The following is a 14,773-nucleotide window of genomic DNA, read 5'->3' as shown; positions in this document are numbered from 1 at the left end:
TTGGCTGCGCGTGCACACGATCAGGCGCCCGCGCTCACGGCATCAGGATCAACGTGGCCAGGCCCAGGAAGCTCAAAAAGCCCATCACGTCGGTCAATGTGGTCAGGATCACGCCGCCGGCCAGCGCCGGATCGAAGCCCAACCGTTTGAGCGTCACCGGCACCAGCACGCCACCGAAGGCAGCGGTGAGCATGTTCAAGGTCAGCGCGGTGCCGATCACCAGCGACAGCATCGGCTGACGGAACCAGGCCAGCACGATCAGGCCAAGCCCCACGCCCAGGAACAGGCCGTTGATCAGCGCGACCGTGAGTTCCTTCTTGAGCAGGGTCATCACGTTGGACGAGCCGATCTGCCCCAGCGCCAGGCCGCGCACCATCAGCGCCAGCACCTGGGTGCCGGCGTTGCCGCCCATGCCGGCCACGATCGGCATCAATGCCGCAAGCGCCACCAGTTTTTCGATGGTGCCTTCGAAGCGGCTGACCACGCTGGAGGCCAGAAAAGCGGTGCATAGATTGATGCCCAGCCAGATCAGCCGGCGACGGAATGCACGCCGCGCCGGGCTGAACATGTCCTCGTCTTCGTCCAGACCGGCCGCGCTCATGGCCTGGTGCTCGGCCTGCTCGCGGATGATGTCCACCACGTCATCGATGGTGATGCGACCGAGCAGGATGTTGTTGTCGTCCACCACCGGGGCGGAGATCCAGTCGTGATCGGAGAAGCGCCGCGCCACCTCGTCCGAGCCATCGCCCACATCGATCGCCGGTTGTTCGTCGTCGATCAACCGGTTGACCGGCGTACTGTCCTCATGCGTAACCAGCGCGGCCAGCGACACACGGCCCAGGTACTGATGACGTCGGCTCACCACATACAGGTGATCGGTGTGATCGGGCAGCTCGCCGCGCAGGCGCAGATAGCGCAGCACCACATCGACATTGACGTCGGCGCGCACCGTCACCACGTCCGGGTTCATCAGGCGGCCGGCGGTGTCTTCCGGATACGACAGCACCTGCTCCAGCCGCTCGCGGTTCTCGCGGTCCATCGACTTGAGCACTTCGTCGATGACGGTGTCGGGCAGGTCTTCGACCAGATTGGCCAGATCGTCGATGTCCAGGTCTTCGACCGCGGCGACGATTTCATCGGTGTCCATGTCGGCCAGCAGGCTTTCGCGCACTTCGTCGCCGACATGCAGCAGCACTTCGCCATCGTCTTCCGGGTCGACCAGACCCCACACCACTTCGCGCTTGCCGGGCGGCAGCGATTCGAGCAGGTTGCCGATCTCCGCCGGCGCCAGCGTGTTGACCAGCCGGCGTACCGGCCCCAGGCGTCCGCTATCCAGCGCGTCGGACAGCAATCGTAGCTGGCGCGCAGTCTTGTCGTGGCGGACGGCTTCGGCCATGCGCGGCTCCCCGGAAGAGTGGACGCGCCGTCAGTAGGAGACGCGGTGCTGGATCAGCACGGCATTATCGCTTGCGCATGGTGACGAAACATACAGCGGCGTGGCGAGACGCATGCAGATTGCCGAAGCGACGCGGCAAGCGCCCTGAAAGGGTGAGGGCATTGCGCCGGCGCTTGCCGCATCGGGTGAAAGACGTGCGGCGTGCGCAAGTGGCTATGAAATGGCCGACTCTGCGTGTCGCGGTGCGCGCAGGGCAGAGGCGATCAGATCGGCTAACAACACGTAGCGAGCAGTCTTCAGCTGGGTGCGGGCTGCGCGGAGGAACCGGATGTCCGTGTGGTACATGCCGCACCGAGCAACGGCTGCGCACGCATGGCGGTGAACACAGTCGTTTTATTGGCTGCTCTCAGTCGCCCGTGGCGCTACCGCAACACAGCCTGCGCATTGCAGGCCAGCCACTTCTCGATGCCCTTGCGGTCGCGTGCGCGCAATAGTTTGTCGCCATGCACGCGCAGCTCGCCCAGGTGGATGTCGCGTACCGCGCGGCGCACTTCCAGCAAGGTGGCCGGGTGCAGGCTGAACTCGGTGAGCCCCAACGCCAGCAACATCGGCACGAACCGCGGGTCGCCGGCAATCTCGCCGCACACCGCCACCGGCTTGCCGTAGGCCCGCCCGGTGGCGATCACCTGCGCAATCAGCCGCAACACTGCCGGATGCAATGGCGAATACAACTCGCCCAGCGCCTCGTTATTGCGATCCACCGCCAGCAGGTACTGCACCAGATCGTTTGTGCCGATCGACAGGAAATCGATGTCGTCGATAAAGCAATCCAGCGCCAGCGCCGCGGCAGGCACCTCGATCATCGCGCCGAGCGGAATGTGCTCGGCAATCTCGTGGCCTTCGTCGCGCAGCTGCGCGGTGAGCTTTTTCAGCTGTTTGCGCACCAACTGGATTTCTTCGCGGCCGCTGACCATCGGCACCAGAATGCGCACCGGGCCGTAGCCGGAGGCGCGCAGGATCGCGCGCAACTGCGCCTGCGCCACCGCAGGGCGTGCCAGCGACAGGCGCACGCCACGCAGGCCCAGGGCCGGGTTGTCTTCGTCGCTCAAGGTCAGGCCGGTGCGGTCGGCCTTGTCGGCGCCCAGATCCAGCGTGCGAATGGTTACCGGGCGGCCGCTCATGCCCAGTACGGTGTCGCGATAGGTCTGGAACTGCTCGTCTTCGTCGGGCAGCTCGTTGCGCTGCAGGAACAGGAATTCGGTGCGGTACAGGCCCAGGCCGCTGGCGCCCAGCGCATGCGCGCGCGCGACGTCTTCCAGCGACTCGGCGTTGGCCAGCAGGGTGATATCGACGTTGTCGCGGGTGCGCGTGGGCTTGGAGCGCAGCCGGCCCAGTTCGCGCTGCTCCTTGGCCAGCGTGCGTAAACGCTCGCGGTAGTCGCGCAGATGGTCGGGCGTGGGGTCGACGATCACCTGGCCGGAGCCGGCATCGACGATCAGGACATCGCCATCGTCGATCCGCTGCACCGCATCGGCCACGCCCACCACCAGCGGCAGATGCAGGCTGCGCGCCAGGATCGCGCTATGCGACAGCGCGCTGCCTGCGGTGGTGACGATGCCGACCACGCCTTGCGCCTGCAGCTGCGCCAGTTCGGATGGCGCCACGTTGTCGCAAACCAGGATCTCGCCGGCCACGCCCTTGAGATCGGGCGCACGCTTGTGCAAGAACGCATGGATGCGGCCGATCACGTGATCCAGGTCGTCCATGCGACTCTTGAGATACGCGTCTTCCATGCCATCGAACACTGCCGCCAGCCGGTCGCGCTGCACACGCAGCGCGTAGTCGGCACTGTAGCGGTGGGTGCGGATCAGCTCATCCAGCCCCTGCAGCAATTCCGGGTCGTCCAGCAGCAGCGCATGCAGTTCGAGAAATTCGCCGACTTCGCGTGCCAGCGCGCCATGCAGGCGGTCGCGCAGCTCCTGCATTTCGACGCGTGCTGCCTCGATGGCAGTGTGCAGGCGCTGCAACTGCGTTTCCACCTGGTTGGCGGGCACGCGTTGTTCGGCCACTTCCAGCGTGTGGCTCTGGCGTACGCGCGCGCGCCCGAGCGCATTGCCGCGCGAGGCGCCATGTCCGCGCAGGCGCAGACTCATGCGTGTGCCTGGCGCAGCGGCGCCGTGTCGGTCGCAACGGCGCCGACGCCGCGCATGCTCAGCTGTCCTCGTCGAAACGACGCTCGAACAAGTCCACCAGGGCCTGCAAGGCCTCGGCTTCGTCTTCGCCATCCAGGCGCACCACCACGCTGGTGCCTTGGCCGGCGGCCAGCAACATCACGCCCATGATGCTCTTGGCGTTCACCTCGCGGCCCTTGGCCGCCAGCGTGGCGTTGCTGCGATAGGACGACAGCGTCTGCACCAGCTTGGCGGTTGCCCGCGCATGCAGTCCGAGTCGGTTGGACACAATGAGTTCGCGTTCAAGCATCGTCGATGATCGCTCCGTTGCGGGTACCGGCCGCCGCGGTGGCGGGCAGCTCCTGCAAACTTTGTTCTGGGTAATTCATCACCCGCAGCAGCATCGGCAGGCTCAGCGCAGACACCCGGCGAACCGGCGTGCCCAGCTTGGCCAACCGGCTGGCGAGATTGCTGGGGCTTGCGCCGTACAGGTCGGTCATGACCAGCACGCCGTCGCCGCTGTCGACCCGACGCATCGCCGTCGAGGCCTGGGGCAACAATGCGTCCAGGTCTGCATCGAACGGCACATCGAATGCTTCGGTCTTCAGCGGCAAATGCCGCAACAGCCCCGTCGCCACGTTCAACAACGCTGCGCCGATGCCGGGATGAGTAATGAGGAGAATGCCACAGGCCATGTCGAAACGTTAACAGGTCAGCGTGACCGCGCGATAGCGTTTACCCGCACCGATGCGTTGCGAACTGAATAGCCGTTTAGGACCGCAGCAACAGAGCGCATGCGCGGCGCGCAACAAGCGCGTTGCAGCGGCTGTGACGAATGATCCATGACGTGCATCAGGTCGCTGCCGAACGCACAGCAAGCGAGCGCTGCAGTTCGCACTTTGCGGAGCAGTGCACGTCCAGATAAAGAATGAGGCCTACAGGTTCTGAAAAGCGCACGCGCATGTCCAAGCACCTGCAATCCACGATGCCGCATAAAAACTAAGCAAGCCGCAACAAGGCGCGCCAGCTACATCCAGTCCCGCGATCCACGCCAACGACGCGTAGGCAACGCGTCAACCCGCAAACGAAACCTACCAAGCCAGTTCAGTCAAATTCGTCACAGCACGCAGGACAGCGCTTGATCGCTTTGACGAATCCCCAATCCCGAATTCCAAATCCCGGCCCCAATCAGTCCTGCTCACGATGAAACGTCGCCACTTCCGGCCAGCCCTGTTCGCGCGCATGCCGCGCCATGCGTTCGGCCATGTATACCGAGCGATGCTTGCCGCCGGTGCAGCCGAAGGCGATGGTCACGTAGCTGCGGGTGTCGTTGCGCAGCCGCGGCAGCCAGGTATCGAGCAGGTCCACGATCTGCGCGCTGTAGCGCTGCACGTCCGCCTCGTTATCCAGATAGTTGCGCACGCCGGCATCGCGGCCGGTGAGCGGTCGCAGTTCCGGGTCCCAGTGCGGATTGGGCAGCACGCGCGCATCGAACACGAAGTCGGCTTCGGCCGGCACGCCGCGCTTGTAGGCGAACGATTCGAACAGCAGCGACAGGCGGTCGTTGGAGCCGAGCGCAAACTCGGTGACCACGCGGCGACGCAACTGATGCACGTTGAGCGTGCTGGTATCGATGATGGCGTCGGCCTGCGCGCGTAGCGGCTCGGTCAACTGCCGCTCGCGGGTGATCGCCTCCGGCAACGCCAGGCCGAGATGGCTCAGCGGATGACGGCGACGGGTGTCGGCATAGCGTTTGATCAGCGCTTCGTCGCTGGCTTCGAAAAACAGCAGGCGTGCCTCGATGCCGTATTCCTGCGCGGCCTGGCGCCATTGCGCCAGCTGGGTGAGGTCGCTGCGGCTGCGCACGTCGATACCGACCGCCAGGCGCTGGTCGCCGATCGGGTTGCCGCGCAGGCGGCTCTTGACGAAGTCTGGCAGCAGCTCGACCGGCAGATTGTCCGAGCAGTAGTAATCCAGGTCTTCGAAAGTTTTCAGCGCGACCGATTTGCCCGAGCCGGACAGCCCGCTCACGATCATCAGCGTGGAGGGCGTGATGCTCATGGCGTGCGTCGCTCCAGCAGGTTGCTGTGGCGGGCGATGAACATCGCCGCCGGGTCGATGCCCTTGGTGCGCAGAATATGCAGCCGGGTGGCGGCCTCGGTGAGCACGGCCAGGTTGCGGCCCGGCATCACCGGCAGGGTAATCAGCGGCACATCCAGATCCAGCACGTGGCGGCTGCCGGAATCGCCGGTCAGGCGCTCGTAGCCGGACGGCATGGGTTCGGTCATCGGCCGGGTCAGGTGCACGATCAGGCGCAGGTACTTGTTCTTCTTCACCGCGGTGTCGCCAAACATGTCGCGCACGTTCAACACGCCCAGGCCGCGCACTTCCAGCAGATCCTGCAGCAGTTCGGGGCAGGTGCCATCGAGCACGTCGGGGGCGATCTGGGTGAATTCCGGCGCGTCATCGGCTACCAGGCGGTGGCCGCGGCTGAGCAGTTCCAGCGCCAGCTCGCTCTTGCCCGAGCCGGCTTCGCCGGTGATCAGCACGCCGATCGAATAGATCTCCATGAACACGCCATGCAGCGTGACCCGCGGCGCCAGCGTGCGCGCCAGGTGGTAGGAGAGGTGATTGAGCAGCTCATGGCCGCGCTTGGGCGAGATCCACAGCGGGGTATTGGACTCATCGGCCGCCGCGCGCAGATCTTCCGGGCACGACTGGTTCTTGCTGATCGCCAGTGCCAGCGGCTGCACCTGGATGATCTTTTCGATGGTTTCCCAGCGCTGCCGCGCGTCCAGCGAATCCAGCCAGGCCAGCTCTTCGGTGCCCAGGATCTGCACCTTGTTGGGATAGATCACATTGAGATAGCCGGCCAGCGACGGGCGGCGGGCATTGTTGCTGCCGGCCTCGATCTCGCGGTGCTCGCCCTTCTGCCCGGCGACCCAGCGCAGCGCCAGCTTGTCGCGCTGCTGGTCGAACAATTCGCGTGCGGTGATGCTGGTATTCATGCCGCGCTGGCCTGTGGTGGAGGCGCATCGGTGAGCAGGGCCATCAGCGCGTCGGCATCGGGCGCGGCGCGCAGCTGCTGACGGAACTGCGGGTCGGAGAAGCGCTCGGCCAGTTCCGACAACAGCATCAGGTGTTGGTGGGTGTAGTGCGCAGGCACCGCCATGGCGAATACCAGATCCACCGGTTCGTCGCCGCCGAACGCGACCGGGGCGTCCAGCCGCAGCAGCGCGCCGCGGGGTTCGGTCAGATTGGGGCAGCGTCCATGCGGAATGGCGATACCGTGGCCGATGGCGGTACTGCCCAGGGCCTCGCGCTCGCACAGGTTGGCGTAGAGCTCGTCGGCGCCGGCCTGTCGGCAGGACAGCAACTCGGCGGCGGTGTGCAGGACGGTGTCGCGATCGGCGGCCGGCGACACCACGGTGCGCACGGCCGCCATCAGATCGGTTAAAGGCATGAGGGCATCAAGCGGGAAGCGTCATGCGGGATTGTCGCGCACCTCGCGTGCGTGGTGGTTACATTTCTTTTCTTTGTGCTTGAGCACCAGGCGGTCGAGCTTGTCGACCAGCAGGTCGATGGCCGCATACATGGTGGAACCGCTGGCATCCGCGTGCAGGGTGCGACCGGGAAGGTTGACGGTGGCGACCACGTGGTGGTCTGGCTTGCGAACCGCCAGCTGCGTTCGAACTTCGCAGTGCTGGTCGAAATGGCGCTGCAGTCGCTGCAGCTTGCTTGCCACGTAGTCCCGCAGGGCGGGGGTCACTTCAAGCTGGTGGCCATATGTCTCGATGCGCATCGGATACCTCCATTGGTCGGTGGGCCAATGAACCGTTCCGGTGATCCGACTAACCCGGCGCAGGCCGGCGTTGCGGTGGTTGCAACGTCAGGCGATGCGTACGCGTTCGTGGGAGGCGGAAATGTTCATGGCCTCACGATACTTCGCAACGGTGCGCCGCGCCACTGGTACGCCGGAAGTTTTCAACAGATCTGCCAACTTGGCGTCCGACAAGGGTTTGCGCGGGTTTTCTGCGTCGATCAGGCGCCGAATCATGGCCTGGATGGCGGTGCTGGACGCTTCGCCGCCGCTGTCGGTGTCGATGCCGGAGGCAAAGAACGAGCGCAGCGCGATGGTGCCGCGCGGGGTGCGCACGTATTTGCGGGCAATGGCGCGGGAAATGGTGGATTCGTGCAGGCCGAGCTCGCCAGCGATCTCGCGCAGGGTCAGCGGGCGCAGCGCCTGCGCGCCGAATTCCAGAAACCCGGCCTGGTGCTGCAACAGGCAACGCACCACCCGCAGCAGGGTTTCGCCACGGGCTTCCAGGCTCTTGAGCAGCCAGCGGGCCTCCTGCAATTGCCCGCGCAGATATCCGGCGTCGGATTCGCCGCAGCTGCGGATCAGGTTCTCGTAGCCACGATGGATGGTGACCTTGGGCTGCGAGCGGCCGGCCAGCGACGCGCGCCAGACGCCGCGCTGGCGCCAGATCACGCAGTCGGGCACCACGTAGGTGTCCTGCGACAGGTCGCCGATCTGCTTGCCGGGGCGCGGGTCCAGCGAGCGCACCAGCTGCACGGCCTGTTCGACATCGGCGGCGGAGCGCTTGAGTTCGTGCGCCAGGCCGGGCACACCGGCACGCGGCAGCCGTTCCAGCGGGCCGGCGACGATCTGCAGCGCCAGGTCGCGCCCCGGGATGGCCGGGTCGAGCACCGCCAGCTGCAGCGCCAGACACTCGCCCAGCGTGCGCGCACCCACCCCGACCGGGTCGAAGCGCTGGATCTGATGCAGCACGGTCAGCACTTCCGCCTCGTCCACCGCAGCGCCCAGCGCCAGTGTTTCGAGAATGGCCGACAGCGGTTCGCGCAGATAACCGTCTTCGTCCAGCGCGTCGATCAGCATCGCGCCAATCTGGCGGTCGCGTGGCGACAACGGCGACAGGTGCAGCTGCCACAGGAGATGGTCGGCCAGGGTTTCCGATTCGGCCACGCGCTCGGCGGCATCGCCGGACTCGTCATCGTCGAAACTGCCACCGCTGCCCGAGCCGGTCCACTGCAATTCGTCCTGCGACCAATCGTCGTCGCGTTCGGCAGGCGCCGGTTCTTCGCGCTGGGGTTCCTCGGTGGACGAGGACGGCGAGGACTCCACCGGTGTGTCGCCGGCCGCATGTGCGGCTTCGTCGGCCCATTCCAGCAGCGGGTTGGTTTCCACCGCTTCGGCGATTTCCAGTTCCAGCTCGGTGGTGGACATCTGCAATAGCTTGATCGCCTGACGCAATTGCGGCGTCATGACCAGCTGCTGTCCTAGCGATGTCTGAAGCCGGGCTTTCATGCGGGCACTGACTGGAAGAATCGATGGCGCGGCGACGCGCTCAAAGGCGGAAAGTTTCCCCCAGATACACGCGACGGACGTCGGGATTGGCTAGCAGCGCGTCAGGTGCCCCCTGCGCCAGCACGCCCCCCTCGGCGAGGATATACGCGCGGTCGCAGATTCCCAAGGTCTCACGCACGTTGTGATCGGTGATCAGCACGCCGATGCCGCGTTCCTTGAGGTGAATGATGATGCGCTGGATCTCGCCGACCGAAATCGGATCCACGCCGGCAAACGGTTCGTCGAGCAGCATCATGCGCGGCTTTGCGGCCAGCGCGCGGGCGATCTCGCAGCGGCGGCGCTCGCCACCGGAGAGGCTGGCGCCGAGCTGATCGGCCACGTGGGTGATCTGCAATTCTTCCAGCAGCGAAACCAGTTCCTTCTCGCGGCCGGCGGTGTCCAGTTCCTCGCGCAGTTCCAGCACCAGCCGGATGTTGTCGGCCACGGTGAGCTTGCGGAAGATCGACGGTTCCTGCGGCAGGTACCCCACGCCGAGCTTGGCGCGTGCGTACATCGGCTCGGCGGTAAGGTCGCGTCCATCCAGCTCGATGCGCCCGGCGTCGGCTTCGACCAGGCCCACGATCATGTAGAAGCAGGTGGTCTTGCCGGCACCGTTGGGGCCGAGCAGGCCGACCACTTCGCCAGCCTCGAGCGTGAGGCCGAATTCCTTGACCACTTCGCGTTGCTTGTACTTCTTGCGCAGACCGGTGGCGACCAGCATTACTTCTTCCCCTGCGGCTTGGCAGCAGGCTTGGCGGCCGGTGCCGGCGTTGCCGCGGCGGGGGCTGCATTCTTGGGCTGGATGATGGTGCGCACGCGGCTGCCATCGCCGCCGCTCTGCATATTGCCGGTCTTGGTGTTGTAGACCATGCGCTGGCCGGCGTTGGTGCCCTTGGGCGAGTCGACCTTGTAGTTGCCGGTCAGAATGATGATCTCGTCGGCGACCTTGTATTCGATGTTGTCGGCCTGGCCGTTCATCATCGCGCCGTCGTCCATCTGCTGCTTGAGCGTGGCCTGCTTGCCGTTGAGCACCACACGGTCGGTCTGGCCGTTCTTCTGGAAGATGTCGGCGGTATCGGCGTGGATTTCCAGCGTGCCCTGGGTGATCACCACATTGCCGCTGAAGCGGCACTTGCCGCTGTCGTCGAGCATGTTGCAGTCGTTGGCATTGGAGTCGATCGCCATCGGCTGATTGCGATCGCTGGTCTTGGCCATCGCCATGGCAGGCAACAGCAGCGCGGCAAACGCCAGTTTAGCGGGCAGCATTCGGTTCATAGCGGGTCTTGACCTGAGAAAGGAGCTTGTACTGGCGTGATTTGAGATCGGCCTCGAAGCCGACCCCGCTTTGCATGATACCCGGCCGGCGCATGGTCACCGGAGCAGCGGTCTTGGCGAGGTTTTGCTGCGGAAACACGTCCAGACTCTCGGTACGGAAGGTGGTGGGCGGCGTCGCGCCGGCGGTCGGGCTGTCCCCTTCGACATCACCGCGCAAGCGCAGCTCGTCGCCCTTGGGGCTGACCCAGCCGGTCTTGGCGCGCAGCGTCCACGGCTGGTTGGCGTTGTCGGGCAGCAAGAACACCGGCGTGGTGATGTCGGAGGTCTGATCGGCGCGGTTGCGGTGCATTTCCGGCGCGCGCAGCGTCATCGATTCCTTGCCGCTCTGCTTGTCCAGGGCGATCAGTTCGAAGTCGCGCAGCACGTAGTCGACTTTCGACTCGTCCACCGCTGCCGCAACCGGGCGCGCGCGCTGCTGCCATGCCGACCAGCCGGAGATGGCGGCCGCAGCAAACAACACGACGCCTAGCGTGGTGCGCCAGTTCAAGTTCATGCGGAAAACCTTTCGATGATGCCCTCGACCTGGCCTTGCGCGGCGAGCACCACATCGCAGACCTCACGGGCGGCGCCTTCGCCGCCACGGGCCTGGGTGTGCCACTGCACGCGCTCGGCGATCCAGGGGTGCGCATTGGCCGGTGCCACCGGCAGGCCAACCGCCAGTAACGCCGGCAGGTCGGGCAGGTCGTCGCCCATGAACAACACCTGGTCCAGCGACAGGCCGTGTTCCTGGCACAGCGCCAGCACCGCCAGGCGCTTGTTCTTGACCCCGATCTGCACGTGCAGGCCCAGATCCTGGCCGCGCTTTTCCGCCGACAGGCTGGCGCGCGCGGTGATCAGTGCCACGTGGATGCCGGCATGGTCCAGCTGTTTGAGGCCCTGGCCGTCGAGCACATTGAAGGACTTGCTCTCATTGCCGGCGTGGTCGTAGTACAGGCGCCCGTCGGTCAGGGTGCCGTCGACGTCGAAACAGGCCAGGCGGATACGCGCGGCGCGTTCGATCAGCTCGGCGGGGAGGTGCTGCAAGGGAGAGTAGGGCATCGGCACGAATGGGTGAGAACGGGGTTCCGCAGTTGAAAACTGAACCTGTTAAACCACCTTGGCGCGCAACAGGTCGTGAATGTTCAATGCGCCGACGGCGCGCTGCTGCGCGTCCACCACGATCAGGCCATTGATCTTGTAGTCCTCCATCAGCCGCGCGGCCTCGGCGGCCAGCTGGTCGGCGCCGATGGTGCGCGGATTGCGCGTCATCACCTCGGCAATGCCGGCGCTGCGCACGTCGATGTCGCTATCCAGCGCGCGGCGCAGGTCGCCGTCGGTAAATAGCCCGATCAGGCGACCGTCGTTGTCGACCACCGCCGTCATGCCCAGGCGCTTGCGGCTCATTTCCATCAGCGCCTGGCTCAGGCTGGCATCTTCGCGCACGCTGGGCAGATCATCGCCGCCGTGCATGACGTCGGTGATGTGCAGCAGCAGGCGCCGGCCCAGGCTGCCAGCCGGGTGCGAGCGCGCAAAGTCGTCGGCGGTAAAACCGCGCGCATCCAGCAGCGCCACCGCCAGCGCATCGCCCATTGCCAGCGAGGCAGTGGTGCTGGAGGTCGGTGCCAGGTGCAGCGGGCAGGCCTCGGCGGAGACGCTGACATCCAGGTGCACGTCGGCGGCCAGGGCCAGACTGGAGCCGGGGCGGCCGGTCATGGCGATGATCGGGTTGCCCTGGCGCTTGAGCACCGGCAGCAGCATGCGCACTTCGTCCGATTCGCCCGAATACGACAGCGCCAGCACGATATCGGCTTCGGTGATCATGCCCAGGTCGCCATGCCCGGCTTCACCGGGATGCACGAAGAACGCCGGGGTGCCGGTGGAGGCCAGGGTGGCGGCGATCTTGCGCGCGATATGGCCGGATTTGCCCATGCCGGTGGCCACCACCCGCCCGCGCGACGCCAGCACCAGCCGGCAGGCCGCGGCGAACGCGCTGCCGATGCGCGCGCCCACGCTGGCGAGGGCTTCACGCTCGATCTCCAGCACGCGCTGGCCGCTGGCGACTAGGCTGGCGTCGCTGACGGTGGCGGTGGGCAGGTGCGAGACGGCCATGCGGGACTCGGGTGAAGAGTAGAATGTGCGCTCATTTTATGAGGAAACGCCCTGTGGACGCCGAAACCATCCGTAAACTCATCGAATCCGGCTTGCCCGAAGCCCGCGTCGACGTGCACGGCGACGACGGTGTGCACTTCGAGGCGACCGTGGTCAGCCCGGCATTCGCCGGCAAGGCCCCGTTGGCGCGCCACCGCATGGTCTACGCGACCCTGGGCGATTTGATGGGTGGCGCGATCCACGCGCTGCAGCTCAAGACGCTGACCCCCGACGAAGGCTGAGCGGCGCCGTCGGGCAGACCGGCCCCGGCCGCAGTGCCGCCGGGTCGCGCCGTCCGCACGCCGTTGTCTCAGCTCTTAATCCCGCGAAATCTCATTCCCCCGACATCTATTTCGGATCTCCCAAGCTCCCATGGCAAAAATCGTAGTGACCGGCGGCCAAGCGCTGCATGGCGAAGTCAATATTTCCGGCGCCAAGAACGCAGTGCTGCCGATCCTGTGCGCCACCCTGCTGGCCGATGCGCCGGTGGAAATCAGTAACGTGCCGCACCTGCACGATGTGATCACCACGGTGAAGCTGCTCAGCGAGCTGGGCGCCGAGGTCACCATCGACGAAGGCACGCTGGCCAAGGGCCGCTCGATCCTGGTCGATCCGCGCTCGGTGACCCATCAGGTTGCCCCGTACGAGCTGGTCAAGACCATGCGCGCCTCGATCCTGGTGCTGGGCCCGCTGCTGGCGCGCTACGGCACCGCCGAAGTGTCGCTGCCCGGCGGTTGCGCGATCGGTTCGCGCCCGGTGGACCAGCACATCAAGGGCCTGCAGGCGCTGGGTGCGGAGATCAGCGTAGAAAACGGCTACATCAAGGCCACCAGCAATGGGCGTCTGAAGGGCGGCCGTTATGTGTTCGACATGGTCAGCGTCACCGGCACCGAAAACGTGCTGATGGCCGCGGTGCTGGCCGAAGGCACCACGGTGCTGGAAAACGCGGCGATGGAGCCGGAGGTCACCGACCTGGCCGACTGCCTGATCGCGCTCGGTGCGCAGATCGAAGGTGCCGGTACGCCGCGCATCGTGGTGCACGGCGTCGAGCGTCTGGGGGGCGGGCACCACGCGGTGCTGCCGGATCGCATCGAAACCGGCACCTTCCTGGTCGCTGCGGCGATGACCGGTGGCAGCGTCACCGTGCGTCGCGCGCGTCCGGACACCCTGGATGCGGTGCTGGACAAGCTCACCGAAGCCGGCGCCACCATCACCACCACCGCCGACAGCGTCACCCTGGACATGCACGGCAAGCGCCCGCGCGCGGTCAACCTGACCACCGCGCCGTACCCGGCGTTTCCCACCGACATGCAGGCGCAATTCATGGCGCTCAACTGCGTGGCCGATGGCGTGGGCGTGATCAACGAAACGATCTTCGAAAACCGCTTCATGCACGTCAACGAACTGCTGCGCCTGGGCGCGGATATCCAGGTCGAAGGCCATACCGCCATCGTGCGCGGTGCCGAACGCCTCAGCGGCGCGCCGGTGATGGCGACCGATCTGCGCGCGTCGGCCTCGTTGATCCTGGCCGGGCTGGTGGCCGATGGCGACACCACCATCGATCGCATCTACCACCTGGACCGTGGGTACGAAAACATCGAGGAGAAGCTGGGGGCGCTGGGTGCGACCATCCAGCGCATCGCATGATCCTGCGCGGGCGCTTCACCACCCGACGCAAGATCCTGCTCGGCGTGATCGTGCTGATCCTGGCGTGGCTGGCCTACGCCTGGAGCGTGGGCATGGCCATCACCCAGGGCGTCGAGTTCAAGGACATGGACTGGAACGGCGACGGCAACGCCAGCCGCAACGAGATCGCGCAATCGTTCTATGCGGTGGCGGTAAAAAAGACCGTCGAAGGCAAGCGCCATTGCGATCTGTTCTATTGGCGCAAGAACGACGCGCAGATTCGCGTGGATTGCCGCACGGTGTTCAGTACCGGCGATGACAAGGCTGCTGCCAAGCCCTGAGAAGGGATAGGTGCGTGCGGATGGATCACCATTGGAGCAAGTGATAGGTCAGCGCGGACAGATCACTTGTGGAGCGGCTGATCTGCGGCTTCGTTGCAGGGCCCTTGCCCGCCCACCGTCGCGGGACACGCTGCAAGTACGTCCTTGTAAGCTCTTACGCGGCATCCATGCCGCGTAAGGTCCCGCGACGGTGGCCGGGCAAGGACCAGTCATGATGGTCGGTGGTCATGGTGCAAGCAGTGCATGACGTGCTTCTGATGCGCTGGATCTCATGTAGTTGCAGCCGTACTCGCAAGCCAATGCAACCCGCGAGATGGCAACCTTTTACTTGGCTAACCGACCAACTTCCTGGCGCGGTGTCCTCACCGATTGCGGGACCGTGTGGCGGCATGGATGCCGCCACCGAGCC

17 protein-coding genes and 1 other RNA gene are annotated in these 14,773 nt (G+C 65.7%); 3 read left to right on the top strand and 15 right to left on the bottom strand.

Going from position 1 to position 14,773, the window contains the following annotated elements:
- Nucleotides 1-34: 34 nt before the first annotated feature.
- The 15 genes from mgtE to RQH86_RS13355 all read right to left on the bottom strand — a co-directional run bounded on the left by mgtE (nucleotide 35) and on the right by RQH86_RS13355 (nucleotide 12,358).
- Entirely contained in the window at nucleotides 35-1,396 is a 1,362-nt protein-coding gene (gene mgtE / locus RQH86_RS13425; RefSeq protein WP_055849537.1) for a magnesium transporter, read from the bottom strand.
- A 270-nt stretch (nucleotides 1,397-1,666) separates the two neighbouring features.
- Nucleotides 1,667-1,741, bottom strand: a non-coding RNA gene (locus tag RQH86_RS13420) — sX9 sRNA.
- A gap of 77 nt (nucleotides 1,742-1,818) precedes the next feature.
- A complete protein-coding gene (ptsP, locus tag RQH86_RS13415; RefSeq protein ID WP_115562563.1) occupies nucleotides 1,819-3,549 on the bottom strand; it encodes a phosphoenolpyruvate--protein phosphotransferase in 1,731 nt (576 codons plus the stop codon).
- 58 nt (nucleotides 3,550-3,607) lie between these two features.
- Nucleotides 3,608-3,877, bottom strand: coding sequence for an HPr family phosphocarrier protein (locus tag RQH86_RS13410; RefSeq protein WP_005913389.1), 270 nt, complete (start codon nucleotides 3,875-3,877; stop codon nucleotides 3,608-3,610).
- Entirely contained in the window at nucleotides 3,870-4,262 is a 393-nt protein-coding gene (locus tag RQH86_RS13405; RefSeq protein WP_115528572.1) for a PTS fructose IIA subunit family protein, read from the bottom strand. The genes RQH86_RS13410 and RQH86_RS13405 overlap by 8 nt, the downstream gene beginning before the upstream one ends.
- A gap of 493 nt (nucleotides 4,263-4,755) precedes the next feature.
- On the bottom strand, nucleotides 4,756-5,628 hold the full coding sequence (gene rapZ / locus RQH86_RS13400; RefSeq protein WP_055849548.1) for an RNase adapter RapZ: 873 nt from the start codon (nucleotides 5,626-5,628) through the stop codon (nucleotides 4,756-4,758).
- Nucleotides 5,625-6,575, bottom strand: coding sequence for an HPr(Ser) kinase/phosphatase (gene hprK, locus RQH86_RS13395; RefSeq protein ID WP_055849551.1), 951 nt, complete (start codon nucleotides 6,573-6,575; stop codon nucleotides 5,625-5,627). Before hprK ends, rapZ begins: the two co-directional genes overlap by 4 nt.
- The gene (locus tag RQH86_RS13390) at nucleotides 6,572-7,030 is read right to left on the bottom strand and encodes a PTS sugar transporter subunit IIA (RefSeq protein WP_115513513.1); all 459 of its coding nucleotides are present in this window, start codon (nucleotides 7,028-7,030) and stop codon (nucleotides 6,572-6,574) included. The genes hprK and RQH86_RS13390 overlap by 4 nt, the downstream gene beginning before the upstream one ends.
- A gap of 21 nt (nucleotides 7,031-7,051) precedes the next feature.
- Nucleotides 7,052-7,369: a ribosome-associated translation inhibitor RaiA gene (gene raiA / locus RQH86_RS13385; protein WP_011037930.1), complete on the bottom strand. Its 318-nt coding sequence runs from the start codon at nucleotides 7,367-7,369 to the stop codon at nucleotides 7,052-7,054.
- An 87-nt stretch (nucleotides 7,370-7,456) separates the two neighbouring features.
- On the bottom strand, nucleotides 7,457-8,896 hold the full coding sequence (locus tag RQH86_RS13380) for an RNA polymerase factor sigma-54 (RefSeq protein WP_115513512.1): 1,440 nt from the start codon (nucleotides 8,894-8,896) through the stop codon (nucleotides 7,457-7,459).
- 40 nt (nucleotides 8,897-8,936) lie between these two features.
- Entirely contained in the window at nucleotides 8,937-9,656 is a 720-nt protein-coding gene (gene lptB, locus RQH86_RS13375) for an LPS export ABC transporter ATP-binding protein (RefSeq protein WP_055849562.1), read from the bottom strand.
- Nucleotides 9,656-10,210, bottom strand: coding sequence for a lipopolysaccharide transport periplasmic protein LptA (gene lptA, locus RQH86_RS13370; protein ID WP_115513511.1), 555 nt, complete (start codon nucleotides 10,208-10,210; stop codon nucleotides 9,656-9,658). Before lptA ends, lptB begins: the two co-directional genes overlap by 1 nt.
- The gene (gene lptC / locus RQH86_RS13365) at nucleotides 10,188-10,763 is read right to left on the bottom strand and encodes an LPS export ABC transporter periplasmic protein LptC (RefSeq protein ID WP_115554277.1); all 576 of its coding nucleotides are present in this window, start codon (nucleotides 10,761-10,763) and stop codon (nucleotides 10,188-10,190) included. Before lptC ends, lptA begins: the two co-directional genes overlap by 23 nt.
- Complete coding sequence (locus tag RQH86_RS13360; protein ID WP_055849574.1) at nucleotides 10,760-11,308, bottom strand: HAD family hydrolase; 549 nt, start codon at nucleotides 11,306-11,308, stop codon at nucleotides 10,760-10,762. Before RQH86_RS13360 ends, lptC begins: the two co-directional genes overlap by 4 nt.
- Before the next feature lie 48 nt (nucleotides 11,309-11,356).
- Complete coding sequence (locus RQH86_RS13355; RefSeq protein ID WP_055849578.1) at nucleotides 11,357-12,358, bottom strand: KpsF/GutQ family sugar-phosphate isomerase; 1,002 nt, start codon at nucleotides 12,356-12,358, stop codon at nucleotides 11,357-11,359.
- Between the two features lie 53 nt (nucleotides 12,359-12,411).
- Between RQH86_RS13355 and RQH86_RS13350 the strand changes: the two genes are divergently transcribed.
- The 3 genes from RQH86_RS13350 to RQH86_RS13340 all read left to right on the top strand — a co-directional run bounded on the left by RQH86_RS13350 (nucleotide 12,412) and on the right by RQH86_RS13340 (nucleotide 14,364).
- Entirely contained in the window at nucleotides 12,412-12,639 is a 228-nt protein-coding gene (locus tag RQH86_RS13350) for a BolA family protein (RefSeq protein WP_017157709.1), read from the top strand.
- A gap of 130 nt (nucleotides 12,640-12,769) precedes the next feature.
- Entirely contained in the window at nucleotides 12,770-14,044 is a 1,275-nt protein-coding gene (gene murA, locus RQH86_RS13345; protein ID WP_055849581.1) for a UDP-N-acetylglucosamine 1-carboxyvinyltransferase, read from the top strand.
- Nucleotides 14,041-14,364, top strand: coding sequence for a hypothetical protein (locus tag RQH86_RS13340; RefSeq protein ID WP_055849585.1), 324 nt, complete (start codon nucleotides 14,041-14,043; stop codon nucleotides 14,362-14,364). Before murA ends, RQH86_RS13340 begins: the two co-directional genes overlap by 4 nt.
- Nucleotides 14,365-14,773 lie beyond the last annotated feature (409 nt).

It is taken from the genome of Xanthomonas sp. WCS2018Noco2-27, from assembly GCF_031843525.1.
Classification (GTDB): Bacteria; Pseudomonadota; Gammaproteobacteria; order Xanthomonadales; family Xanthomonadaceae; genus Xanthomonas.
The sequence above is the reverse complement of the archived record's forward strand: the minus strand, read 5'-3'. Positions and strand labels throughout refer to the sequence as shown.

Coding starts and splice junctions, on each gene's coding strand:
- mgtE (WP_055849537.1), bottom strand. CDS start 1,396: ATGGCCGAAGCCGTCCGCCACGACAAGACTGCGCGCCAGCTACGATTG.
- ptsP (WP_115562563.1), bottom strand. CDS start 3,549: ATGAGTCTGCGCCTGCGCGGACATGGCGCCTCGCGCGGCAATGCGCTC.
- RQH86_RS13410 (WP_005913389.1), bottom strand. CDS start 3,877: ATGCTTGAACGCGAACTCATTGTGTCCAACCGACTCGGACTGCATGCG.
- RQH86_RS13405 (WP_115528572.1), bottom strand. CDS start 4,262: ATGGCCTGTGGCATTCTCCTCATTACTCATCCCGGCATCGGCGCAGCG.
- rapZ (WP_055849548.1), bottom strand. CDS start 5,628: ATGAGCATCACGCCCTCCACGCTGATGATCGTGAGCGGGCTGTCCGGC.
- hprK (WP_055849551.1), bottom strand. CDS start 6,575: ATGAATACCAGCATCACCGCACGCGAATTGTTCGACCAGCAGCGCGAC.
- RQH86_RS13390 (WP_115513513.1), bottom strand. CDS start 7,030: ATGCCTTTAACCGATCTGATGGCGGCCGTGCGCACCGTGGTGTCGCCG.
- raiA (WP_011037930.1), bottom strand. CDS start 7,369: ATGCGCATCGAGACATATGGCCACCAGCTTGAAGTGACCCCCGCCCTG.
- RQH86_RS13380 (WP_115513512.1), bottom strand. CDS start 8,896: ATGAAAGCCCGGCTTCAGACATCGCTAGGACAGCAGCTGGTCATGACG.
- lptB (WP_055849562.1), bottom strand. CDS start 9,656: ATGCTGGTCGCCACCGGTCTGCGCAAGAAGTACAAGCAACGCGAAGTG.
- lptA (WP_115513511.1), bottom strand. CDS start 10,210: ATGAACCGAATGCTGCCCGCTAAACTGGCGTTTGCCGCGCTGCTGTTG.
- lptC (WP_115554277.1), bottom strand. CDS start 10,763: ATGAACTTGAACTGGCGCACCACGCTAGGCGTCGTGTTGTTTGCTGCG.
- RQH86_RS13360 (WP_055849574.1), bottom strand. CDS start 11,308: ATGCCCTACTCTCCCTTGCAGCACCTCCCCGCCGAGCTGATCGAACGC.
- RQH86_RS13355 (WP_055849578.1), bottom strand. CDS start 12,358: ATGGCCGTCTCGCACCTGCCCACCGCCACCGTCAGCGACGCCAGCCTA.
- murA (WP_055849581.1), top strand. CDS start 12,770: ATGGCAAAAATCGTAGTGACCGGCGGCCAAGCGCTGCATGGCGAAGTC.
- RQH86_RS13340 (WP_055849585.1), top strand. CDS start 14,041: ATGATCCTGCGCGGGCGCTTCACCACCCGACGCAAGATCCTGCTCGGC.